This is a genomic window from Bradyrhizobium erythrophlei, assembly GCF_900129505.1.
Taxonomy (GTDB): Bacteria; Pseudomonadota; Alphaproteobacteria; order Rhizobiales; family Xanthobacteraceae; genus Bradyrhizobium; species Bradyrhizobium erythrophlei_D.
Genome location: NZ_LT670818.1, coordinates 36,141 through 57,913, shown reverse-complemented (window position 1 = coordinate 57,913; position 21,773 = coordinate 36,141). Strand labels below are relative to the sequence as shown.

Here is a 21,773-nt window from a genome sequence, read left to right as displayed (position 1 = left end):
GACTCTCAGCGAGAATCCTTACCGCTTCCCTATCTTTTCCCACAGCCAGCGCGCTACCGCCGAGGGGGATGACGCGCCGTCGCCGCCGGCGGCGCGCAGGTTCGCCTCGCGCATATCGGCGATATCGATCCTGCCGAGCAGCGGCGCCAGCGCGCTGCGCAACGCCTGATCGCCGGCGCGTTTCGGCGCCAGCAGCACGATCGCGTCATAGGGCGGGATCGCGTGCCTGGGATCGTCCAGCACCACCAGATCGTATTTCGCGATCAGCCCGTCCGAGGTATAGCCCGCGATCACGTCGACCTCGCCGGAGGCGACGGCGGCATACATGAAGTCCGGCTGCATCTGCCGCTGCGCGCGAAACTTCAGGCCATAGGCCTGTTGCAGTCCGGCCCATTCCGGCCGCGAGAAGAACTCGTAATCAGCCGCCATCGACAGCGATGACGCGTGCGAGGCGAGGTCAGCAATCGAGTGGATGCCAAGCATCTCGGCGCGATGGCGCGGCATCACCAGCGCGTAGGCATTTTCAAAACCGAGTTCGCCAAGCAGCGTCACCATCTGCTGCGCCAGGATCGCTTTCAACTCGGCGAGCAGTTCCTCGCGCGGCTTGATCTCAGTGTGGTGAAACTGGTTGGCCCACAGCGTGCCGGAATAATCGATATAGACGTCGATGTCGTTGGTCAGCAGCGCGTCGAAGATGACGTTGGAGCCGAGGCCCTCACGCGTCGTGGCCGAAAGCCCCGCGGCCTGCAGCCGCTGCGCGACCAGCGCCGACAGTACATATTGCTCGGCAAAGGTCTTGGCGCCGACGATATAGCTCGACGGCGATCGCGCCGGCGCCGGCATCAGCGTCACTGCGACCAGCGCAGCCATGCCGATGCCGCCGAGTATGGTGCGCGCCCGGCTGCGGTTGCGGATGCCGATGTCGATCAGGGCCAGCAATTGATCGACCGCAATCGCCAGCGCCGCCGCCGCAAGGCAGCCGAACAGCACGAACACCCAGTTCTGGGTCTGCAATCCGGCGAAGATGTAATTGCCGAGGCTGGTCTGGCCAATTGGAGTGGAAAGCGTCGCGGTGCCGATCACCCAGACCGCCGCGGTGCGGATGCCCGCCATGATCACCGGCAGCGCCAGCGGCAGTTCCACCGTGAACAGCGACTGGCGCGGCGTCATGCCGACGCCCTGGGCGGCCTCGAGCAGGGCGGGATCGACGCCCGCAAGGCCGGTGATGGTGTTGCGCAGCACCGGCAGCATTGAATAGAGCGCCAGCGCCAGCACCGCCGGCAAAAATCCGAACGCGGAAAAACCAACTCCGAACCAGGCCAGGGACAGTGACGCGAGCGCCAGTAGCAGCGGATAGAACAGCGCCAGCAGCGCCAGGCCCGGCACCGTCTGCACGACAGAGGCCAGCCCGAGCAGCGCGCCGCGCATCACCGGCGCGTTGCGCGCGGCGATCGCGAGCGGCAAGCTGACCAGAAGCCCCAGCGCCAGTGCGGTGACGCTCACGCGGACATGATTGCCGAGATAATCCGGCAGATGTGCCAGTGCTTCGCCCCAGCGCGGATCGGAGAAAAGGCTCATGCCGCGCCACCCCGCGGCAGCAGTTTGTTCAGCCGCTCGCCCTGCCGCCGCGGCGTGCGCAGGAGTTCGCCGACGTAAGCGTCGCCGCTTTCGGCAAGCTCCGCCGGCGTGCCCTGCGCCAGCAGCCTTCCTGCGCGCATCACGGCGATGCGGTCGGCGAGCAGGATAGCCTCGGTCATGTCGTGGGTGATCATGACCGTGGTCAGGCCGAGTTTTTCGTGCAGGGCGCGATAATCGTCGCCGAGCGCGTCGCGGGTGAGGGGATCGAGCGCGCCGAACGGCTCGTCCATCAGCACGATCCTCGGCCGTGCCGCCAGCGCCCGGGCGACGCCGACGCGCTGGCGCTGGCCGCCCGACAGTTCATGCGGAAAGCGGTCGCGATATTCTCCGCGGTCGAGCCGCACCAGGTCGAGCAGTTCGTCTACTCGTTCGGAAATCTCCGCCGCCGGCTTGCCCAACAGTTTTGGCGTGATCCCGATATTGCCGGCGACGCTGATATGCGGAAACAGTCCGCCACTCTGGAACACGTAGCCGATGCGGCGGCGTAGCGAGACCGGATCGACCGCACGCACGTCCTCGCCTTCGACCATGATGCTCCCGGAATCGGCGTCGATCAGCCGGTTCGCCAGCCGCAGCAGCGTGGTCTTGCCGGAACCGGAGCCGCCGACAATGGCGAGGAATTCGCCCTCAGCGACATCGAGCGAGACGTCATCCACCGCCAGAACAGGCTTGGCGCCGCGGCCGCCGTCAAAACGCTTGCCGACATGCGCGAAGGCGATTCGAGGCGGGGCGGCGGTCATTTCCTGCGATTATCACACTGCCGGCGCGCAACCAAGCCGACGGGTAAGTCCTAATTTGACGTTGGCGGCTCATACCATACGGTCACGACGATGCGGGGATGGGCCCCATCATTGGGCTTCTCGGCGACCGCGGTAACGACTGTTTCCATTTTTATGATGCTTGCCGAACCTAAATTGTCCAGCCAAGCGTTGATCTGCCCCTCGATCGCGCTTGCGCTCGCATCCATGAAAATTTTGACTTTCATCGGCCTCGGCATCTTACTTACTCGTCCGCTTCCGGTTAAAGGCCCAAATTCGATTTAGGAGACTACAAGCCAACGCGGCGTTTGCCTATGGCCGCAACCGGTTGAATTGTCCGGAACAGCGCGGTAATCCCACCGCCGCAACAACTGATATCGGGGAAACGCGTGCAGGCGGATGTCACCGCAAAACCAACGGCGGTCGCGCTTGACGAGGCCACCGTGGCGTTCCGCCTCGCCGATAACCGCGTCTATACCGCGGTCGAAAAGGCCGGTTTGCGCATCGCGCATGGCGAGTTCGTCGCGATTGTCGGGCCGACCGGCTGCGGGAAATCGACGCTTCTCAACGTCGCCGCCGGCCTGCTGAAGCCCGCTTCGGGCACGGTGCGGATCTTCGACCAGCCGCTGGTCGGCCTCAACCGGGACGCCGGCTATTTGTTTCAGGCCGACGCGCTGTTTCCCTGGAAAACCGCGATCGACAATGTGGCCATCGGCCTGGAAATCCGGGGCGCGCCGCGCGCGATGGCACTGCAGCGGGCGCAGGGCTGGCTCGCCGCGGTCGGCCTCGGAGCGTTCGGCAACCGCTATCCGCACATGCTGTCGGGCGGCCAGCGCAAGCGCGTAGGCCTGGCGCAGGTGTTGATCCGCGATCCCAAGATATTGCTGATGGACGAGCCGTTCGGGCCGCTCGATGCCCAGACCCGACAGATCATGGGCAATCTGCTGCTGGAACTGTGGAACGCCGACCGCAAGGCGGTGCTGTTCGTCACCCACGATCTCGAAGAGGCGATCGGGCTCGCCGACCGTGTCGTGATCATGTCGGCAGGGCCGGCCGCGCGCATCATCGGCGACTGGCGGGTGAAGCTTCCCCGTCCGCGTGACATTTCGGAAATCCGGCTCAGCGATGAGTTTCATGCGCTGCACCGGGAAATCTGGAGCGTGCTGAAGGACGAGGTGATGAAGGGCTACGCGCAATCGGCGCAAGAATCGGCGCAAGCCTCGGCGGGGGCGGCGCAATGAGCCGGGCCGTACTGCTGGCGCTGCAATTGCTCGTCGCCATCGTCGCGCTGGTACTGTGGCAGCTGTTCGCCACCGTGCCGGTGTTCGGGCGTTTGCTGCTGCCGCCGTTCTTCTTTTCCAATCCGCTCGACGTCGGCAGCCAGATTTTCGACTGGTTCCGGACCGGTGTGATCTGGAAACACCTCGCGATCACGCTTTGGGAGTCGATTCTTGCTTTCGCGATCGGCTCGCTCAGCGGCGTGCTGGTCGGCTTCTGGTTCGCGCGCCAGCCGCGGGTCGCCGCGGTGTTCGACCCCTATGTGAAAATGGCCAACGCGCTGCCCCGCGTCGTGCTGGCGCCGATCTTCGCGCTGTGGCTGGGCCTGGGCATCTGGTCGAAGGTCGCGCTCGGCGTCACGCTGGTGTTCTTCATCGTGTTCTTCAACGTCTACCAGGGCGTCAAGGAAGTCAGCGCCACCGTGCTCGCCAATGGCCGCATGCTCGGCATGAGCGAGCGGCAGCTGATGCGTCACGTCTATTGGCCCTCGGCGCTGTCGTGGATGTTCTCCTCGCTGCATACCTCGGTCGGTTTTGCCGTGGTCGGCGCCGTGGTCGGCGAGTATCTGGGATCCGCGGCCGGGCTCGGCTATCTGATCCAGCAGGCCGAGGGCGTGTTCGACGTCGCCGGCGTGTTCGCCGGCATGTTCGTGCTGTCCGCCTTCGTCATCCTGATCGATCTCGCGGTAACCGCGGTCGAGCGCCGTCTTCTGGTGTGGCGGCCGGACGCGATGGAGGGGCGGGGGTAGGGGTTATGGTTCGTCATTCCGGGGCGCGCGAAGCGCGAACCCGGAATCTCGAGATTCCGGGTTCGCATCTTTCGATGCGCCCCGGAATGACAGTGTGAAGGGTCGCCCTCAGTCCAGCATCTTGACATCATCCGGCGTCTGCGGCGGCGTCTTGATGGCGATGGCTTTCAGCGGGCGTCCATCCGGCTTGGTGCCGCCATGCGCGGTCCCGTGGGGGATGACGATGAGGTCGCCGGGCTTGACCTGCACTTCCTTGTCGCCGAGCCAGATCGTTCCGGTGCCTTCGAGGATGTACTGGATCTCGTTGGCGTTGGGATGCATGTGCTTGCCGACATTGCCGTCCTGGATCGAGACGGTGGCGCCGTCGGCGGAAACATACATCTTGGAATGCATTCCGCCGGCGTTTGCCGGGCCGAGCGCATCGCCGGAAACGTCCTGGGTGTGGATGATCTGCGCCGTGATATTTTCGCTGGCGGCGCGGGCGGGCTGCATCAGATGGGTCACGGCACAGCCGGCGGCGAATGCGGCAGCAATGGTCAGAGTCGTGGCGATGCGATTCATGGAAGGTCCTCCCAGTTGGCATTTTTTTGCGTGCGGGATGCTATGTCGCGAATCGGTACTTGGCCAGCGCGCGAACAATTCAGCCCCGCGCGTTCGGCCGAAAAAATCATGCGGTAGCGGTGGAATAAAAGCCGGCCCGATGTTCAGAGCAGGCGCCCCGGCGACCAAAGTCGCCTTCTCATTCCGTGTGCGCTGCATTATGTTGGCGCCAGCCAACGGAGGAAATCATGCGGAAACTAGTGGGCCGACTGGCCGGCGCGCTGCTGGCTTTGACGCTGACATCGGGGTTTGCCGCAGCGCAAACCAAGATCACCGTGGCGGTCGGGGGCGGCGCCTGCCTGTGCTATCTGCCGACTGTGCTCGCACAACAGCTCGGCGAATTCGACCATGCGGGCCTCGCCGTCGAGCTGGTCGATCTCAAGGGCGGCTCGGACGCGCTCAAGGCCGTGCTCGGCGGCAGCGCCGACGTGGTTTCCGGCTATTTCGACCACTGCGTCAATCTTGCCGCCAAGAAGCAGGAGCTGGTCGCGTTCGTGGTTTACGACCGCTACCCCGGCCTCGTCCTGGTCGTTGCGCCCTCGCACAATGGCGAGATCAAATCGATCAAGGACCTCGCCGGCAAGAAAGTCGGCGTCAGCGCGCCGGGTTCATCGACTGATTTCTTCCTCAAATATCTGCTGAAGAAAAACGGCCTCGATCCGGCCGGCACCTCCGTGATCGGCGTCGGTCTCGGCGCGACCGCGGTCGCGGCGATGGAGCAGGGCCAGATCGACGCCGCAGTGATGCTCGATCCCTCGGTCACCGTGCTGCAGGGCAGCCATCCGGACCTGCAAATCCTCTCCGATACCCGCACGCAGAAGGATACGCTCGGCGTGTTCGGTGGCGAATATCCGGGCGGCGCGCTCTACTCGACGGCGGCATGGGTCGCTTCCCACGACAAGGAGGTGCAGGCGCTGACCGACGCGATGCTGAACACGCTCGCCTGGATTCACGCGCATTCGCCCGAGGACATCATGGCGAAGATGCCGCCGGAGATGGTCGGCAAGAACAAGGAGCTCTATCTCGCCGCCCTCAAGAACACGATCCCGATGTATTCGGAAACCGGCAAGATGGATCCGAAGGGCGCCGATGCCGTGCTCGCGGTGTTCAGCGAGAGTTCGCCCGAGGTCGCAAAAGCCAATGTCGACGTCAGCAAGACCTTCACCAACAAATTCGTCGAGCAGGCCAAGAAGACGACGGGGATGAATGCCAAGTAAATCCGATCGGGCGGCATGACGCAGTCGGTCATTCATCGCGTCACGGCGCTCGATCTGGGATTTGTGCCGCGGCCGTGGCCGTTCGCGGACGAGCGGCGCGCCGAGATATCGGCGCATTTCGCCATAAAGCAGCAGGAAAGGCCGATCTGGAACGGCCGCGTGCTGCTGGGGCGCGATCCCGTCTTCACCGCCGGGCGCTTGCGCGCCAGCTATTTCGAAACCGATTTCGCGAGCTTCCTGGCGTGGCGCGACTGGGGCTTTCCCGACGCCGGCGTTTTCAACGGTTTCGGGATGGGTGCGCTGCGCTGCTCCGACGGCGCGTTCGTGCTCGGCGAAATGGGCCAGCACACCGCCAATGCCGGGCGCATCTATTTTCCGGGCGGCACGCCCGATCCCGACGACATCAGGGGCGACGCGGTCGATATCGCCGGCAGCATCGCCCGCGAGATCGAGGAGGAAACCGGTCTTACGCCGGCGGACTATCGCCCCCATGCGCATTGGGACTGCGTGGTCTCGGGCAGCGCGCTCGCGATGATCCGGATATTGGATATCGATCTTGCCGGCGAAGCGCTACGCGCCCGGATCGAGGCCAATCTGGCCCGGCAGGACCGGCCCGAACTTTCCGCGATCCATCTGGTGCGCGCGACGCGTGATCTTACCGCGGCAATGCCGCGTTTCGTGACCGCGTTTTTCGAGAACCAATTCGCAACATAGCGGCAGCCTGTAGCCCCGTTGGCTCCATCCGGGCCACGCCCGCTTGCAATAACGAACTCCGTCTGGCACCGAGCGTTAACGCCATATACCGTTTGAGTATTGGAACCGGAGCCCTCCGTCGTCATGAGCAAGAAGCCTTCGCCGTCGCTGGCCGCCGAGCTGAAGCCCCTTGTCGCGCCGTTCCGCTTCGACGGAGCCGGCAAGTTCCATCTGCGGTCGCACAAGACCGACGAGAAGGGCGGCCTCGACAAGGACAAGGCCGAAAAAATTCTCGAAGCCAACCGGCAGCGGCTGAACGATTTCCAGGAAAAGCTTTACCCGCAGGATCGCTGGTCACTGCTGGTGATCCTGCAAGGCATGGACGCGTCGGGCAAGGACAGCGCCATCAAGAGCATCTTCGAGGGCGTCAATCCGCAGGGCTGCGAGGTCCATTCGTTCAAGCAGCCGACCTCGCACGAACTGGACCACGATTTCATGTGGCGCGCCATGATCGCGCTGCCGGGGCGCGGCCGCATCGGCATCTTCAACCGTTCCTATTACGAGGAATGCCTGGTAACGCGCGTGCATCCGGAATTACTCGCCGAAGAGAAGATCCCGCCCAAACTGGTCACCAAGAACATCTGGCGCGACCGGTTCGAGGACATTTGCGCGATCGAGCGCTACCTCTTGCGCAACGGTACGGTGATCCTGAAATTCTTCCTCAACGTCTCCGGGCAGGAGCAGCGCCAGCGCTTTCTCGACCGGCTGGATCAGCCCTCGAAGAACTGGAAGTTCTCGATGAACGATATCAGCGAGCGCGCGCTGTGGCCGAGATACATGGCCGTGTACCAGGACATCGTCCGGCATACGTCGACGACGCTGGCGCCGTGGTACGTCGTGCCGGCCGATCACAAATGGTTCGCCCGGGTGGTGATAGGTTCCGCCATCGTCAGTGCGCTCGAAAACCTCGATCTGCATTTTCCGCACGCCGACAAGGCGTCGCTGAAGGAATTCAAGCAGGTGCGCGAGGCGCTGGAGAATGAGGGCAAGGGGCGAAAGAAGGCCAAGGCAAAAAAGAAGGCCAAGGCAAAGAAGTCTTCGCAGTAACTGGTCGCAGCACCGCCAACCGAGCGGATTGGACCGAGGGGCCCAAGGGAATTTGACCTTGGCTAGGGCCGAGGGCTGGAACTTTGTTGCGGCGTGGGTTCCCGAAGCGCTACCGCCGCAAGCGGCCTCAACCTCTCCACCGTGCCGCCTTGCTTTGGTCAAATCCGGGTGAAGGGTTGGGAGGGGAAGTCATTGATCGAGCGTAAATCCGCCCGGCCGCCGCGCTGCGGCGACGTTGCAGTGAGTACGGAGCGCCAATGCAATCCACGCAGAATCAGAAACTAAACGACGATCCGCACGACGTGCTGGTGGTCGCGCCCGATGTGGCCCTGGTCGTGCCCACTGAGGAAGAGCTTTCCAGGCTGGCGCGCACGATGCGTCAGCCGTCCAATTCACAGATCCGTCCGGGATCCGACGTTCATGCGGGCGCCACGGTTCCACCGGTCGATACGACATTTCGTCCTTCTGCCGTCAGCGATGGCGGGGGCCGCGGGCGAGCGGCCCGCGCCTTCAAGGCGGCGTTACTGTTGGCGGTTGGCGCCTGGGCCGCCGCCTTCGCCTGGCAGGCTTACGGCGAAGAGGCCAAATCGACGATCGCGCCGTGGGTGCCGCAGCGCGTCCTTGCTTTGATTTTGTCGCTGGAAAAGCCGGCGCTGGCGGAGCAGCCGACTCCACCTGCCGTCGAGGCTGCCACGGCGGACCCGACACCTGCGCAGCCGGCCCCTCCGGCTCCGGCCACGCCTGAAGCCACAGCACCGACCGCGGCTGCCCCATCGGCCGACCCGGCGGAGCAGATTCGTTCGATGGCGCGCGATCTTGCAAGCGCGGGACAGCAGATCGAGCAGCTCAAAGCCAGCATCGAGGATCTCAAGGCCGGCCAGCAGCAGATGTCCCGCGAGCTTGCCAAAGCTTCCGAAGCCAAAGCTTCTGAAGCCAAACCTTCCGAGCCGAACCTGCGGCCGAGGCTGGCAGCGCTTCCGCCACGGCCGGCCGCCACACGGGTGCGCAGGCCGATGCCGCCGCTTCCTCCGCCACCACAAGCCGCAGCCTACCCGGCGTTGCCGCCGCCAGCGGCGCCACCTTACGCGCCGCGACAGGTTGAGCCGTTACCGCAAGCCACGACCCAGACGCTGGGCGATCCGGAGTTGGCAGCGGTGCCGCGGCCGCCGATGCCCGTGCGCTAGAGGGAGTGTTGCGGCCTACGGCCGATCAAGCGGCATAAAACCGTCCGTCAGCGTCTGCATGAAGCTCACGATCGCATCCTCCTCCGCCTCCGACAGGCCAAGGTGCCCGACCTTGCTGCTGTTCATGTTTTGCGTCGACTCCGGCGCGGGCCAGCATGTCGTGCCTTCGCCCGAGTCATGCGGCTGACATCGCGGCAGCACATCGCGGGTGTTGTAGAAATGCACGATCTGCTTGAGGCTCGTGAAATACCCATTATGCCCATAGGCCTTGACGAAAGCCGGATACGGCCGCTTGTCGACGTTGCGCAAGGTAGGCACCTGAAATCGCGCCTGGTTGTCCGGCGCCAGTCCGAGCCATCGCGCATCCACCGCGGAGGGCTCGCTCAGCAGGTGTTTCTGGTTGAGAAATCCGCCGACACCGCCATCGACGAATGACGGCCCGTCCGGGTTTGCCGCATAGCCCAAAGCGTCGGGCTGATTTTCCGCATAGTAGGGCAGCCTCGGATTGGCAGGAGTTCCGATGTTGCTGGCCGTGAAATCGGTGAACAGCGGGTCCTCGCCGGGTCCGCCATCGCGGTGGCATTCGTTGCATCGCGCCTTGCCGCGGAACAGGTCGTATCCCTGTTGCTCCTGCGCCGTGAACTGCGCCTTCTTCGCGCGCACCGCGTCGAACTTCGAGCTGAACGACGTCACCTCGGCGGAAGCCTCATAGCCGGCGATTGACTGTGCCATCTGATCGAAGGTGGTGCCGGCCCGGCCGCGATCGAGCGGACTCAGATGAACCGGCGACGGATCGCCGGCTTTCGGGGGCCCGGGCCGGTTGCAGACGTTCTCCACGTCGCCCGGCCAGCCAATCGCGAAGCTCTGCGGTCCCCATATGCCTTCGAACATGGCGCGGTAAGGCCGCTGCGAGGCGCGATAGACCGCGCAGGCGATATCGGGCAGGCCCATTTCCACCGGGTTGGTCGGCGGACCCTGCGCCTGTTCGGCGGCCGGGTTGCCAAGCCGGCGTCCGGTCGCCCGCATGTCCCAGAAATTGCCGCCGACAAGATCACCTTGCCCGGAATTGTAATGCAACACCGGCGACAGCGGTGCGTAGGCGTGCGTTTGCGGCTTGCGATCGCTGAATCGCGTGCGCACCGACCCGGGATAGGAGCCGGTCGTGCGGTTCAGTTCCGACACCGGACCGGTAAAGCCCGTCTCGGGCGTGTGGCAGAAGGCACAGGCCTCGTTGCGATGGACTGACAACTCCTTGTCGTACAGCATCAACTTGCCGAGCAACTCGATTTGCTGGACCTGGTTGTCCGGCGGCGCTGCGAGTCGTTCGATCGCCTGCGCTTCGATGCGGTCGATTTCAGCCTCGACCTGCGCAATTTCCTGCAACGCCTGAGGCGAGAGCCTTGAGCTTGGCGCCTCCTCCGCCTTCGGCCCCAGCGCAATGAGCGTGGAGGTCAACATGGCCGCCGCGACCGTCAAGAACGCGCGGTGTGTCTTCACTCCGGATACTCCGAGCCAACGCTGAACCGCTACGAAAATCGGCAGTTGCCGCGGGTTTGTCTTATCAAATCGCACGCCGACATCGATTTATCCTGTTGGGATATGCTGACGACCTTGATCGCGCGTCCAGGTTGGCTGCGATCATGAATCGAACACGGGGTGTTGATCAGGCGAACCCGATTTTCGCTCAGGAATAGTTGGATGAACTGGATTTGTCATTAACTGGAAATTCGGCCCCCGTTGACGCGCTTGCCTTCAGAGTCGACTGAAGCGCAAGCGGTGGATTGTTCGGGCCGTTTCACCATTCCGTGTCGTTCGGCATCAACGCTTGTTGTGAACGCATGGCGGCCGGAAGTCGTTTCGTTCCTTGCCGGTGACCGCAAAACTTGTGACTGCAAGCTTGTGACTGCAAGACTTGTCATCGCAAGACTTGGTCGAGGCGAAAGATGCTCAGGGAACCGCATGTGGAGAGTTGTAGCTCGCAGCGCCTGGCATGCTGTATTGTTTGCGTGGGGATTGTCTCTGATCTTTCCGCCGACGGAACTGATGGCCGGAACGCCGGTTTCATCGGTCGACCGGGCCGATCAACCATTCGGGCTTTCGACCTCGAGGGTGACCACGGGCACGCTGCTGGAGAAGTGGCTCGACGTTGAACACGAAGTTGACGATGACCGGCGAGTGCTAAGGCTTTGCGACCAGGACCGTGCGTCCTGTCGATCGCGGACAGCGCTTCGATTTCTGGCGATTGTCGACGGCGCGCGAAACCTGCAGGGTCGCGCCCGACTGGGCGAGATCAACCGCGCGATCAATCTCACCGTCAAGCCGATGAGCGATTTGGCGCTCTATGGTGCCGAGGATGTCTGGAGCCCGCCGCTCGCCACCTTCGCCAGGGGCGCCGGCGACTGCGAAGATTACGCGATCGCAAAATTCGTCGCGCTCCAGGAAGCAGGGGTTTCCGCCGATGACCTTCGGATCGTCATCCTGCGGGACGACGTCCGGGACGAGGACCACGCCGTTGTCGCAGCGCGGCTCGATGGCAATTGGCTCATGCTGGACAATCTGCATATGGCCATGGCCGGGGACCAGCAGGTGCGGGATTATTACCGCCCGATATTTCTGATCGATCGCGATGGTGTCGAACGTTACTCGGGCGCGTCATCTGCCTCGGGGGGCGCCGCGCGCGGAAATGAGCGGGCTATCGGCCAGATCCTGCATTAGGCGATCCTGGCAGCCGTTCGTGCAAGGCCAAAGAAAACGAAAGGCAGCGGCAATCTAGAACTGGCTGCGATCGCCGGCCGAGGCTTGCGGCACGCTTTCGGCCTTGGGCCGCGCTTCCAGCGTCGCTCGTATCTCCTTGGCGCTCATGAGGGCGCGGCGGATATTTCGATCTTCCGAACTGACATCAAACGTAATCAGCCGATTGCAGTGCTGGCAATTGGTCTGGAATCCGTTGCGGATCCTTTGCGCCCGTTCCCGGAAGACCTGCGAGCATTTCGTGCATTTGATTTTCACTTTTTCGTCGATCATGAATGCCCCTGACTGAAAGCGAGGATTCTGCTCTCTGCGGCTTTAAATCCCGGTATCTGTATTCGCTAAAAAGCGAATGAAATCCGAGGTGGACCGGCGATCGTCCGGGGCATTCCGGTCGCGCGCTGTATCGATCCGCCGGGGTTATCCCAGGATCATGTTGGCCGGCCAATCATGGTGCGTGGCGTGCCGGTTCAAACGCGGCGCATCGATCTCATGCGACGGGCTGGTGCCGAATGGCCGGTGATCGCGGGGCTCCGCGTCCTGCCTGCAGGCGGCGCAGTGGGCGTCATGGCGCGCCAGCTGTGTCGCGAACGCCGGCGAACCGGCCAACAGCACGGCGGCGACCGCACATGCTCCGGCTATCGTTTTGAAATGGATTGCGTTGGTTCTGGAAGCAGTATGGGTCATGGCGGAACTCCTGTTCGGCTTTTGCGATCGGGGTTGATCGTTTCTTCCGTTCAAGGTGGGCGTCGCCCGCCGATCGTTCCAACGGATAATTTCGTTCGTTATGATCGATGCCTTCGATGATTGATGGCGTCGAGCGGCCACTGCGAAGGCCGGAACGTCAAATCTATAAAATCGATTGATTTGACGCTTATTATCTGTTGGATTGATGTAGCGAGCACCGCGATAGTGGGTTGGAAGCCAGATGGAGCCAGCTCGTGACCCTGATCTCAGCCAGCAACGCAGCCGAACCGTTAAACCACGCCGCCCGCGCGCCAGCCGCCGCTCAGCGATGGCCGGCCCGCGGCGTGCACAGCATTCTGCCGGGCCTTTTGCTCACCTCGCTGGTGGCGGGAACGTCATTCGCAATTCGAATGCTGCCAGGGATGACGACGTTCAGCCCGCTGATCCTGTCGATGGTGATCGGGATCGCCTACCACAACATCGTCGGCACGGCGGCGTGGGCCAAGCGGGGCGTGACCTTCGGTCTGCGGCGGCTGCTTCGTCTCGCCATCATCCTGCTCGGCCTTCAATTGACGGCAAGCCAGGTCATCGAGATCGGCGGCCGGGGCCTCGGGATCATCGCTGCGTCGGTGCTTGCCACTTTCGCCTTCACCATCTGGACCGGGAAATGGCTCGGCGTCGCGCCGAAACTCGCGCAGCTGATCGCGGCCGGGACCTCGATCTGCGGCGCGTCGGCGGTGATTGCCACCAATACCGTCACCAATGCCGACGACGAAGACGTCGCCTATTCGGTCGCCTGCGTCACCGTCTTCGGCTCGGTGGCGATGTTCAGCTATCCGCTTCTCCGCGGTCTCGTGCATCTCGACCCCCAGAGCTTCGGGCTCTGGGCCGGCGCATCGATCCACGAGATCGCGCAGGTTGTCGCCGTGGCATTCCAGGATGGACAAAAAGCCGGCGAGTTTGGAACGATCGCGAAATTATCGCGCGTGATGCTGCTTGCGCCAATGGTCATTGCGATCGGCTTCATGGCGGCGCGCGGCACGAAACGCCGAACACCGGAAGCAGGCAAGCCGTCGGCGCTTCCGCCGCTGCCGTGGTTCGTGCTCGGATTTGTCGCCATGGTCGGGATCAACAGCCTGGTTGCGATTCCGCCCGACGCCAGGGCATGGATCGTCGCTGCGACGACCTTTCTGCTGTCGGTCGCGTTGGCCGCGATGGGACTGGAAACCGACATCGGCAAACTGGCATCGCGCGGCCTTCGGCCGGCTTTGCTCGGCGCCTTCGCCTTCTTGTTCATTGCGGCCTTCAGCCTTACGCTGATCAAACTGACGGGATGAGTTTGCCATGACCCTGGAACAGCTTCGCATCTTCATTGCGGTTGCCGAACAGCAACATGTCACGCGGGCCGCAGGCGAACTGAACCTGACGCAATCGGCAACGAGCTCCGCGATCGCGGCGCTCGAAGCCCGTTACGGGATCAAGCTGTTCGACCGCGTCGGCCGCGGCATCGTGCTGACCCAGACGGGGCGGGATTTTCTCGGTGAGGCCCGCGCCGTCGTGGCCCGCGCCAAGGCCGCGGCGCAGGTGCTGGACGATCTGGCCGGCCTTAAGCGCGGCTCGTTGAGCCTGGCCGCGAGCCAGACCGTTGCGAATTACTGGTTGCCGCAGCGCATCGAGACCTTCCGGAAGGCCTATCCCGGCATCGATTTGCACGTCACGACGGGAAATACCGAAGAGGTCGCCGAGCTCGTCCATCGGGGCGCCGCCGACCTCGGCTTCGTCGAGGGCGAGGTGGACGATCCATCGCTTTCGGTTCGGAGAATGGAAGGCGACACGCTGGCCGTCGTGGTCGGACCGAACCATCCCTGGAGCGGAAAAACCCGCATCACGCCGAAGCTGCTGACCGGGACGGGCTGGATGCTGCGCGAGCCCGGCTCCGGCACCAGGTCGATGTTCGAGGCCGCGCTCAGGAAGTTCGGCGTCAGATTGTCGGACCTCGATATCCGGCTCGAATTGCCGTCGAACGAAGCGCTGCGCGTCGCCGTGGAATGCGGCGACTGCGCCACGGTGATTTCGGACCTGGTGGTGTCGCAGTCGCTGGCGGCGGGAACGCTGCATCGCGTCGACATCGATCTGCCGAAGCGGCCGTTCTTTATGCTGAGACACAAGGAACGCTACGCCAGCCGGGCGGAAAAAGCCCTGATTGCCGCGTTCCGGCTGTAGGCGAATTTCCGGTCCGCCTGGTTCCGCGATGGAAGCGCGCCCCAGATCATGATCCGATTAGATTGAATCGGATCATGATCTCATCGCTTTGTTTGAGCATGATATTTTCGGAAAACCGGTACCCACTTTTCCGGATCATGCTCTAACACAAAATTTAATGGCGTCGATGCCAATGGCCTGCGAACCTACCCACGACTTGACGCATTCGGCAGGAGACGTGCATGAATACCGATGTCAAAACCAATGTCGATCTTGCGGGAATCAGAACTCCCGACAGCAAGTTCGCGCGCGAAATAACGGAGCTGGTGCGCGACACCGAAACGTCGCTGCTGTTTCACCATTCGAGCCGCGTCTACTACTGGGGCGCCCTGGCCGGCAAGCGTCGCGGACTGAGATACGATCCTGAACTGCTTTATGCGGGCGCGATGTTCCACGACATGGGCCTGACCCCTCGGCACAGCAGCGCCGGAGAGCGCTTTGAAGTCGATGGCGCGAATGCCGCCCGTGACTTCCTGCGCAGCCGCGGCATCGGGCAACAGGATATCGAAACGGTCTGGACCGCGATCGCCTTGCACACGACGCCCGGCATCCCCTCGCACATGCACCCGGTCGTGGCCCTGCTTACGGCGGGCGTCGAAATGGATGTGCTCGGGCTAAGCTATGCCGAATACAGCGACGCCGAGCGCGATGCGGTGGTGCATGAACATCCGCGCACCCCGCATTTCAAGGAAGACATCATCCAGGCCTTCTACGACGGCATCAAGCACAAGCCGGAGACGACTTTCGGCAACGTCAAGGCCGACGTGCTCGCCGACAAGGACCCTCACTTTATCCGCGGCAACTTCTGCAGCGTGATCCGGGAATCCGCCTGGGGCGGGTGAACCGGCTAGCCCGGCGGTATCGATCGAGGCCTGGCGCAGCAATCGTGAAAGTCACGATTGGCTTCGAATTAACTCGGTGGCTTGTGGAAGCATTCGTGTGCGGCGGCCGTTCAGCACCGCGCCGATGACGCTGTAGCGTACCAGTACTTGGTAGCTGACCAGCATGACCGGAAGGGCGATCAGCAGAATCGTCGCGAATTTCAGCGGCCAGGGCCAGTCGAGCGGGGAGACCGCGACCTGCAGCGCCATCACGATCGGCAAATGGATCAGATAGAGCCAGTAGGACGAGTCGGCCAGATAGCGGCGCGTAGTGCTGAAGCCGGACAGGAAGCGAAGCGCCAGACCGATCACGGCAAAGGTCGTGGTCCAGATCGCCAGCGCATAGCAGGCGCAGCCCGCGAGCCTGGTGACGATATCGCCGATCGGCTTTGGCGGCAGGCCGGCAAGCGCCAGGCTGGCGGCGATCAAGATGGTCGCGGCAACGACGTTGGATAGCCAGCGTCGCTCCAGAATCCGGATCAGATCAATCTGGCGATGCAGCAGCCAGCCGACGCCGAAGGCCGTACCGAAGCCGACCACGGCCTGCAGGTTGGTGACCAGGGATTGGTCCGGTGTTCGCACGCCGTACCACATCAGCCATTTGGGATCGGCGCCGAATGCGATCCCGATCGGTATCGCCAGGATCGCGGGAGCCAGCGGACTGCGCATCACCAGGGCGATGAGGCGGTCGACGCCGGCCCGATGGCGGCCGCTCTCGTCGAGCCGGACCGTGACGAGGCGCAGCAGCAGCACGGCGGTGTAGAATTCCAGCAGCACGTAGAGAAACCAGAGATGGGTAAGGGGAAATCGCGGCAGCACCGGCGGCCAGTTTCGTGGCCCCGGCGGAACACCGCCATGGGCGAAGCTGGCGGCCCAGAACACGACAAAACTCATCGCAGCGAACAAGATGGGCCAGCCGACCAGCAACGGCACCGCGATGCGCTGCAAACGGTCCCTGCTGAAGCCCCATGCGCCGCGGCGATGAAAACTCATATGGGCGAAGAAGCCGGCGATCAGGAAGAAGGTCGTCATCCGAAACACGTGGATGACAAAGAACAGCACCGCGAGCGTCGTACTGGGATGACTGTCCTGGATGATCCAGAACCGGGTGGTCGTCGGAACGAACGACAGGGTCGCGTGCAGGACGATGCCGAGCAGCAAGGCGAACCCTCTGACCGCGTCGAGAGCATGCAACCGTTCCGGTGCGACAGGGCCGCCGCCAAATTCCGCCATCACACCCCCAGATGCCCATGAGGCGCAAATTGCTACCCGCGCTTGCCCGGACGTTCGGGGGCTGCTGCCCGGAAATCAAGTTCTTTTTTTGCCCGCACGTCGGCCACAAGCCGGTCTTTCACCCGAACCGGATCGTGTCGGCGCTCTGCCGCATGCATGCGATGCGGGTTTCTTTGCCGAGCGCCCTTGCCGCCGGAAGCTTTCGGCGCGAAAAGTTCTGTCGTTGATTGGGAAGTGGTTCATGAACCGTACCGCATGCACGCTTGCCGTGGGCCTTCTGGTTATCCCGATACTTGGTGTCGCCGCCCTGACAACCCCGGAGGCCAAGGCGCAAATGTCACCTTCGTGCGGCGTTCCCCTTGCCCTCGATGACGGTTGGCCGATCGACACGCCCGAGGCGCTGGGATTCGATCGTTCGCGATTGTGCGGGCTGGCCGACAGGCTGCGGGAGGCGGACGACGTGCACAGCGTTGTCGTCGCGCGCCACGGCCGGCTGGTGTTTGAGCGGTATTTCGCCGGCTACGACGAGCCCTGGGGGTATGACGACAAGCGCTACGAATTTGACGCGACGATGAAACACGACATGCGCTCGGTCTCCAAGAGCATCGTTTCCTTGCTGACGGGAATTGCGATTGACCGCAGGCTGATCGATGGCGTGGATGCCCCGGCGCTTCCATTCTTTCCGGAGATGGCTTCAACCGCCGGGGAAGGATGGGCCGGAGTCAGGCTGGGTGACCTGCTCACGATGTCGTCGGGCATATCGTGGGACGAGAACCGGGCCTGGACCGATCCGAAAAACGATGAACCCTATCTCGGCTCGGAGGCCGATCCGATACGCTATGTTTTCTCGAAGCCCATCGTTACGACCCCCGGCACGCGGTGGAATTACAATGGCGGCGGGGTGGATTTGCTCGGGACGATCCTCGCCCGACAATCCGGGCAATCTCTCGACGCCTTCGCGCGCGACGCGCTGTTCGCGCCGCTTGGAATTACCGATTTCGAGTGGCAGACCTATCGGAACGGCAAGGTATCGGCGGCGGCAGGGCTGCGCCTTCGCCCGCGCGATGCAACGAAGATCGGTCAGCTCGTGCTGAACAAGGGAGTGTGGCAGGGCGCTAGTATCGTGCCCGCCGACTGGATAGAGCAATCGGTCGTACCGCGCTTTCAAGCCCTCGGCTATTTCGGCGGCCTGTTCTTTTATGGCAGGTTCTGGTGGCTCGGCCGCACCTTGTCGGGCGGGCAGGAGGTGCCGTGGATCTCGGCAATGGGCCTCGGCGGACAGCGCATCTTCATCGTGCCCACCCTGGATCTCGTGGTCACCTCGACATCGGGACTCTACACCGATCCGCGCCAGGGCACGGCGGCACTCGACATGCTCGGGGTCATCATCGCCGCGGTGCGGGAATAATTCGGCGCCCATGAATGGAGGGTCCATGACAACGATAGCCTACCTGGCAGGCCCGGACGTGTTTCTTCCCAATGCGGTCGCGCATGCCGCAACGAAGGTGGAGATCTGCCGGCGATGGGGTTTGCACGGTTTGCCGCCGCTCAACGAAGATGCCGAAACGGTCGCCACCGAACAGGAGGCCTGGCGGACGATTTACGAAAAGGACGTCGCGATGATGGAGCAAAGCGACATCATCATCGCCAACCTCACGCCGTTCGCGGGCGCATCCGCCGATTCGGGCACGCTGATCGAGGTCGGCTGGTTCCTCGGAAGAGGCAAGCCGATCTTCGGTTATTCGAACAGCAGCGAAAATTTCGAATCCCGCATGCGCCGACAGTTCGGCGCGGAGCATGCGGAATTCGGCATCGAGGGTTTCCATTTGCCGGACAATCTCATGATCGTCGGAGCGGTCCAGAGCGGCGGATATCCGGTCTTTCTTCCAACCGACGACAAGACGCGCGGCCTCGATGCGCTCGACGTATTCGAGACCTGCGTCGAGGCGGCGGCACGATATTTTGCCAACTGACCATGATTGCTTCCGGGCTGGAACGCCGGGACCTGGCTCCCTACATCCGCATGATCTGGATTCCGATACCCGCAACTGCGCTTGAGGCTCCGGCAGGCATGGACTGGGGCGACCGCATAGGAAAAGGCCCGATGGCTAACTCCCTGTCTTTCGGCGCTGTCGCCGGCCTATCAATGGCCGCCGCGCCGCCCCGATGCGCACCGGGTCGATAAATTGAAGCCGGGAGTCCTTGCAGCCATCGGCCTTTTCGCCATGCTGGCGCCGGCATTCGCGCAAACCGATCTCACGACGGCGCCGAACCGGCTTTGGTTGCCGGTCAGGAATACGCCGCCGGACGAACTCTGCCGCCGCTTTGATCCCATGGATCCGAGTCCCCTTGCGGCCGTGTCCCTGCACCGGACCTTTCACGACGATTTCGACGCGCATCCGCTGGCGACGGGAAGGTGGGTGCCGCACTACGCCGGCGGCGCGGCCTGGCCGGACGCACGCTATTGGGGAGGAGACGGCTCCGACTTCAAGCGAAAGGACAGCTGGAACGGCGAGCAGCAGATCTACGTGGATCCGCGCTACGGTGGACGGGCCAATACGCCGCTCGGGCTCGATCCTTTCAAGGTTCGAGGCGGAATCCTGTCGATCATCGCCACCCGGACCCCCACCGCGCTCAAGCCCGTGCTTTTCAACAATGAATATATCTCGGGCATTCTCACCACCCAGGGCCAGTTCACGCAGAAGTTCGGATATTTCGAGATCCGCTCGAAGATACCGGTCGGCACCGGCGTGTGGCCCGCGTTCTGGCTGCTCGCGGACGATGGCGGCTGGCCTCCCGAAATCGACGTGCTGGAAGGACGCGGGCAGAAGGTCGGCGACATGGTGATGACGACGCATTGGCGGATCCGGCCTGCCGGATCGGTGCAGTCCTGCGGCTTCGACTTCCTGGTGCCGGACGCATCGAACGATTTCCACGATTACGGCGTGCTCTGGACCAACGACCGCCTCGTCTATTACATCGACCGCAGGCCGGTATCGGATATCAAGGTGCCGGTCGGCTTCGACGATCCGATGTACATGATCGTGAATCTCGCGATGGGCGCGAAATATTTTCAAGGCGTCGGGTTCGTCGATGCCGAATCTCCGCAGGTGGTCGAATTCCAGATCGACAGGATTTCCGCCTATCAAATCGATCCATGATAGTCATTGTGCCTTAGCAACCGGGTGATGCCGAGCAACGAAAGCCGGGAGTAATCGATGTTCGGTAGGTTCTCGCGCCGGCGCTTTGCCAAGCTCGCTGGCTTCTCCGCCCTCGGCCTCGCGTCGACGCCCGCCAAACCGGCCGGCGGCCAGCCCAAGCCGGCGCTGGACCAAAACGCCGGCGCCGGTTTCCCCGACGGATTCGTCTGGGGCACGGCCACATCGGCGTATCAGATCGAGGGCGCCGTCGACGAAGACGGCCGCGGCCGCTCGATCTGGGACACCTTTGCCCATACGCCGGGCCGGATCGCGGATCATAGCAACGGCGACCGCGCCAACGATCACTACCACCGCTACAAGGAAGACGTCCGCCTGATCCGGGATCTCGGCGTCAAGGCATATCGGTTTTCAATCGCGTGGCCACGGGTGTTTCCGCAAGGCGCGGGCGCGCCGAACCCCAAGGGCCTCGACTTCTACAACCGCCTCGTGGATGAACTGCTGGCCAATGGCATCGAGCCCTATGCGACGCTGTATCACTGGGATTTGCCCCAGGCGCTGCAGGATCGCGTCGGCGGATGGCAGTCGAGCGCGACGTCGAAGGCATTCGGGGATTACGCCGGCTACGTGGCGGAGCGCCTGAGCGATCGCGTCAGGAATTTCTTCACGGTCAATGAACCCGGAAGGTTCGTGAATTTCGGCTATGGCTGGAACATCGACGCCCCCGGCCTCAAATTGCCGCAGGCCGAGGTGAACCAGGTCCGCCACCACGTGGCGCTGGCGCACGGTCTGGCCGTGCAGGCGATCCGCGCCAAGGCGCGCGCGGGCACCAGGGTCGGGATGGCCGAGAACATCGCGGCCTGCGTGCCCGCGATCGACACGCCCGAAAATATCCGCGCCGCCGAGATCGCGACCCGCGAGTTGAACGCCGGCTTCCTGGGCGTGATCCTGGAGGGAAAATATACCGACGCCTTCCTCGCCTATGCCGGCGCGGACGCCCCCAAATTCACCGCGGAAGAGCTGAAGATCATCTCCTCGCCGAACGACTTCGTCGGCCTCAACATCTACGCGCCGCAGTTCTACGTGGTCGCATCCGACCGCGCGCCGGGTTTTGACGTGCTGCCCTTTCCGGCCTCGTTTCCACATATGAATTCCGAGTGGCTCAGGATCGGCCCCGAAACCATCTACTGGGTGCCGCGACTGGCGGCAAAGGTCTGGAAGATCGATACGATCTACATCAGCGAGAACGGCACGTCTTCGTCTGACGAGCTGGCCGCCGACGGCAAGGTCTACGACCTCGATCGCATCAGTTTCCTGCGCAACTATCTGACGCAGCTGCAGCGCGCCACCGCCGAGGGCGTGCCGGTTCGCGGCTATTTCCTGTGGAGCCTGATGGACAATTTCGAATGGATTTTCGGATTCGAAAAGCGCTTCGGGCTGTACCGGGTGGATTTCGACACCCAGGGCCGCGTGCCCAAGCTGAGCGTATCGTTCTACAGGGACGTCATCGCCCGCAACGCGATCGGGATTTAAAGCGACGCCGTTCATTTCCCCTTTGCGCATCGGGCCGCGTTCTCGTGC

The 21,773-nt window shown here is 63.2% G+C and carries 22 protein-coding genes; 14 read left to right on the top strand and 8 right to left on the bottom strand.

Annotation, left to right across the window (positions count from 1 at the left end; translation table 11 throughout):
* Positions 1-18 precede the first annotated feature (18 nt).
* Genes B5525_RS00280 through B5525_RS00270 form a run of 3 tightly spaced genes read right to left on the bottom strand, consistent with a single transcriptional unit; the run spans position 19 to position 2,623 of the window.
* Positions 19-1,578, bottom strand: coding sequence for an ABC transporter permease/substrate-binding protein (locus B5525_RS00280; protein WP_079563885.1), 1,560 nt, complete (start codon positions 1,576-1,578; stop codon positions 19-21).
* Positions 1,575-2,378: an ATP-binding cassette domain-containing protein gene (locus B5525_RS00275; protein WP_079563884.1), complete on the bottom strand. Its 804-nt coding sequence runs from the start codon at positions 2,376-2,378 to the stop codon at positions 1,575-1,577. Before B5525_RS00275 ends, B5525_RS00280 begins: the two co-directional genes overlap by 4 nt.
* 50 nt (positions 2,379-2,428) lie before the next feature.
* Complete coding sequence (locus tag B5525_RS00270; RefSeq protein ID WP_154072993.1) at positions 2,429-2,623, bottom strand: hypothetical protein; 195 nt, start codon at positions 2,621-2,623, stop codon at positions 2,429-2,431.
* Positions 2,624-2,785: 162 nt separating this feature from the next.
* Here B5525_RS00270 and B5525_RS00265 point away from each other — a divergent pair, with 162 nt between their 5' ends.
* A complete protein-coding gene (locus B5525_RS00265) occupies positions 2,786-3,637 on the top strand; it encodes an ABC transporter ATP-binding protein (protein WP_079563880.1) in 852 nt (283 codons plus the stop codon).
* Entirely contained in the window at positions 3,634-4,422 is a 789-nt protein-coding gene (locus B5525_RS00260; RefSeq protein WP_079563878.1) for an ABC transporter permease, read from the top strand. Before B5525_RS00265 ends, B5525_RS00260 begins: the two co-directional genes overlap by 4 nt.
* Positions 4,423-4,530: 108 nt before the next feature.
* Here B5525_RS00260 and B5525_RS00255 read toward each other — a convergent pair whose 3' ends face one another.
* Positions 4,531-4,983 (bottom strand): cupin domain-containing protein, encoded by a 453-nt coding sequence (locus tag B5525_RS00255; protein WP_079563876.1) that lies wholly within the window; start codon positions 4,981-4,983, stop codon positions 4,531-4,533.
* Positions 4,984-5,210: 227 nt separating this feature from the next.
* On the opposite strand from B5525_RS00255, the gene B5525_RS00250 reads away from it, so the two are divergent.
* The 4 genes from B5525_RS00250 to B5525_RS00235 all read left to right on the top strand — a co-directional run bounded on the left by B5525_RS00250 (position 5,211) and on the right by B5525_RS00235 (position 9,223).
* Positions 5,211-6,239, top strand: coding sequence for an ABC transporter substrate-binding protein (locus tag B5525_RS00250; protein WP_079563875.1), 1,029 nt, complete (start codon positions 5,211-5,213; stop codon positions 6,237-6,239).
* 15 nt (positions 6,240-6,254) lie between these two features.
* Positions 6,255-6,953, top strand: a complete 699-nt coding sequence (locus B5525_RS00245) for a hypothetical protein (protein ID WP_079563873.1) — start codon at positions 6,255-6,257, stop codon at positions 6,951-6,953.
* 123 nt (positions 6,954-7,076) lie between these two features.
* Positions 7,077-8,039: a polyphosphate kinase 2 family protein gene (locus tag B5525_RS00240; protein WP_079563871.1), complete on the top strand. Its 963-nt coding sequence runs from the start codon at positions 7,077-7,079 to the stop codon at positions 8,037-8,039.
* A 257-nt stretch (positions 8,040-8,296) separates the two neighbouring features.
* Positions 8,297-9,223, top strand: coding sequence for a hypothetical protein (locus B5525_RS00235; protein ID WP_079563869.1), 927 nt, complete (start codon positions 8,297-8,299; stop codon positions 9,221-9,223).
* A 15-nt stretch (positions 9,224-9,238) separates the two neighbouring features.
* Here the strand turns inward: B5525_RS00235 and B5525_RS00230 are convergent, their stop codons facing one another.
* On the bottom strand, positions 9,239-10,720 hold the full coding sequence (locus tag B5525_RS00230; protein ID WP_154072992.1) for a cytochrome-c peroxidase: 1,482 nt from the start codon (positions 10,718-10,720) through the stop codon (positions 9,239-9,241).
* A 462-nt stretch (positions 10,721-11,182) separates the two neighbouring features.
* On the opposite strand from B5525_RS00230, the gene B5525_RS00225 reads away from it, so the two are divergent.
* A complete protein-coding gene (locus B5525_RS00225) occupies positions 11,183-11,938 on the top strand; it encodes a transglutaminase-like cysteine peptidase (RefSeq protein WP_079563867.1) in 756 nt (251 codons plus the stop codon).
* 54 nt (positions 11,939-11,992) lie between these two features.
* Here B5525_RS00225 and B5525_RS00220 read toward each other — a convergent pair whose 3' ends face one another.
* Entirely contained in the window at positions 11,993-12,247 is a 255-nt protein-coding gene (locus B5525_RS00220) for a hypothetical protein (RefSeq protein WP_244567784.1), read from the bottom strand.
* Positions 12,248-12,391: 144 nt separating this feature from the next.
* On the bottom strand, positions 12,392-12,658 hold the full coding sequence (locus tag B5525_RS00215; protein ID WP_079563865.1) for a hypothetical protein: 267 nt from the start codon (positions 12,656-12,658) through the stop codon (positions 12,392-12,394).
* Between the two features lie 254 nt (positions 12,659-12,912).
* On the opposite strand from B5525_RS00215, the gene B5525_RS00210 reads away from it, so the two are divergent.
* The 3 genes from B5525_RS00210 (at position 12,913) to B5525_RS00200 (ending at position 15,762) form a co-directional block, all read left to right on the top strand.
* Complete coding sequence (locus B5525_RS00210) at positions 12,913-13,995, top strand: YeiH family protein (protein ID WP_079572730.1); 1,083 nt, start codon at positions 12,913-12,915, stop codon at positions 13,993-13,995.
* A 7-nt stretch (positions 13,996-14,002) separates the two neighbouring features.
* Positions 14,003-14,881: a LysR family transcriptional regulator gene (locus B5525_RS00205; protein WP_079563863.1), complete on the top strand. Its 879-nt coding sequence runs from the start codon at positions 14,003-14,005 to the stop codon at positions 14,879-14,881.
* Between the two features lie 221 nt (positions 14,882-15,102).
* Positions 15,103-15,762, top strand: coding sequence for an HD domain-containing protein (locus B5525_RS00200; RefSeq protein ID WP_079563861.1), 660 nt, complete (start codon positions 15,103-15,105; stop codon positions 15,760-15,762).
* Between the two features lie 51 nt (positions 15,763-15,813).
* On the opposite strand, the gene B5525_RS00195 is transcribed toward B5525_RS00200, so the two are convergent.
* Entirely contained in the window at positions 15,814-17,034 is a 1,221-nt protein-coding gene (locus B5525_RS00195; protein ID WP_079563860.1) for an acyltransferase family protein, read from the bottom strand.
* Between B5525_RS00195 and B5525_RS00185 the strand changes: the two genes are divergently transcribed.
* The 4 genes from B5525_RS00185 (at position 16,949) to B5525_RS00165 (ending at position 21,725) form a co-directional block, all read left to right on the top strand.
* Positions 16,949-18,442 (top strand): serine hydrolase domain-containing protein, encoded by a 1,494-nt coding sequence (locus tag B5525_RS00185; RefSeq protein ID WP_244567783.1) that lies wholly within the window; start codon positions 16,949-16,951, stop codon positions 18,440-18,442. The two genes, B5525_RS00195 and B5525_RS00185, sit on opposite strands and share 86 nt — an antisense overlap.
* A 25-nt stretch (positions 18,443-18,467) precedes the next feature.
* Positions 18,468-19,007: a nucleoside 2-deoxyribosyltransferase gene (locus B5525_RS00180; protein WP_079563854.1), complete on the top strand. Its 540-nt coding sequence runs from the start codon at positions 18,468-18,470 to the stop codon at positions 19,005-19,007.
* A gap of 213 nt (positions 19,008-19,220) precedes the next feature.
* Entirely contained in the window at positions 19,221-20,195 is a 975-nt protein-coding gene (locus B5525_RS00170; protein ID WP_425305249.1) for a glycoside hydrolase family 16 protein, read from the top strand.
* 57 nt (positions 20,196-20,252) lie between these two features.
* On the top strand, positions 20,253-21,725 hold the full coding sequence (locus tag B5525_RS00165; RefSeq protein WP_079563851.1) for a GH1 family beta-glucosidase: 1,473 nt from the start codon (positions 20,253-20,255) through the stop codon (positions 21,723-21,725).
* The last annotated feature ends 48 nt before the right edge of the window (positions 21,726-21,773 follow it).

Coding starts and splice junctions, on each gene's coding strand:
- B5525_RS00280 (WP_079563885.1), bottom strand. CDS start 1,578: ATGAGCCTTTTCTCCGATCCGCGCTGGGGCGAAGCACTGGCACATCTG.
- B5525_RS00165 (WP_079563851.1), top strand. CDS start 20,253: ATGTTCGGTAGGTTCTCGCGCCGGCGCTTTGCCAAGCTCGCTGGCTTC.
- B5525_RS00200 (WP_079563861.1), top strand. CDS start 15,103: ATGAATACCGATGTCAAAACCAATGTCGATCTTGCGGGAATCAGAACT.
- B5525_RS00275 (WP_079563884.1), bottom strand. CDS start 2,378: ATGACCGCCGCCCCGCCTCGAATCGCCTTCGCGCATGTCGGCAAGCGT.
- B5525_RS00260 (WP_079563878.1), top strand. CDS start 3,634: ATGAGCCGGGCCGTACTGCTGGCGCTGCAATTGCTCGTCGCCATCGTC.
- B5525_RS00270 (WP_154072993.1), bottom strand. CDS start 2,623: ATGAAAGTCAAAATTTTCATGGATGCGAGCGCAAGCGCGATCGAGGGG.
- B5525_RS00205 (WP_079563863.1), top strand. CDS start 14,003: ATGACCCTGGAACAGCTTCGCATCTTCATTGCGGTTGCCGAACAGCAA.
- B5525_RS00245 (WP_079563873.1), top strand. CDS start 6,255: ATGACGCAGTCGGTCATTCATCGCGTCACGGCGCTCGATCTGGGATTT.
- B5525_RS00235 (WP_079563869.1), top strand. CDS start 8,297: ATGCAATCCACGCAGAATCAGAAACTAAACGACGATCCGCACGACGTG.
- B5525_RS00195 (WP_079563860.1), bottom strand. CDS start 17,034: ATGGCGGAATTTGGCGGCGGCCCTGTCGCACCGGAACGGTTGCATGCT.
- B5525_RS00225 (WP_079563867.1), top strand. CDS start 11,183: ATGTGGAGAGTTGTAGCTCGCAGCGCCTGGCATGCTGTATTGTTTGCG.
- B5525_RS00250 (WP_079563875.1), top strand. CDS start 5,211: ATGCGGAAACTAGTGGGCCGACTGGCCGGCGCGCTGCTGGCTTTGACG.
- B5525_RS00240 (WP_079563871.1), top strand. CDS start 7,077: ATGAGCAAGAAGCCTTCGCCGTCGCTGGCCGCCGAGCTGAAGCCCCTT.
- B5525_RS00255 (WP_079563876.1), bottom strand. CDS start 4,983: ATGAATCGCATCGCCACGACTCTGACCATTGCTGCCGCATTCGCCGCC.
- B5525_RS00215 (WP_079563865.1), bottom strand. CDS start 12,658: ATGACCCATACTGCTTCCAGAACCAACGCAATCCATTTCAAAACGATA.
- B5525_RS00220 (WP_244567784.1), bottom strand. CDS start 12,247: ATGATCGACGAAAAAGTGAAAATCAAATGCACGAAATGCTCGCAGGTC.
- B5525_RS00185 (WP_244567783.1), top strand. CDS start 16,949: ATGCCGAGCAGCAAGGCGAACCCTCTGACCGCGTCGAGAGCATGCAAC.
- B5525_RS00180 (WP_079563854.1), top strand. CDS start 18,468: ATGACAACGATAGCCTACCTGGCAGGCCCGGACGTGTTTCTTCCCAAT.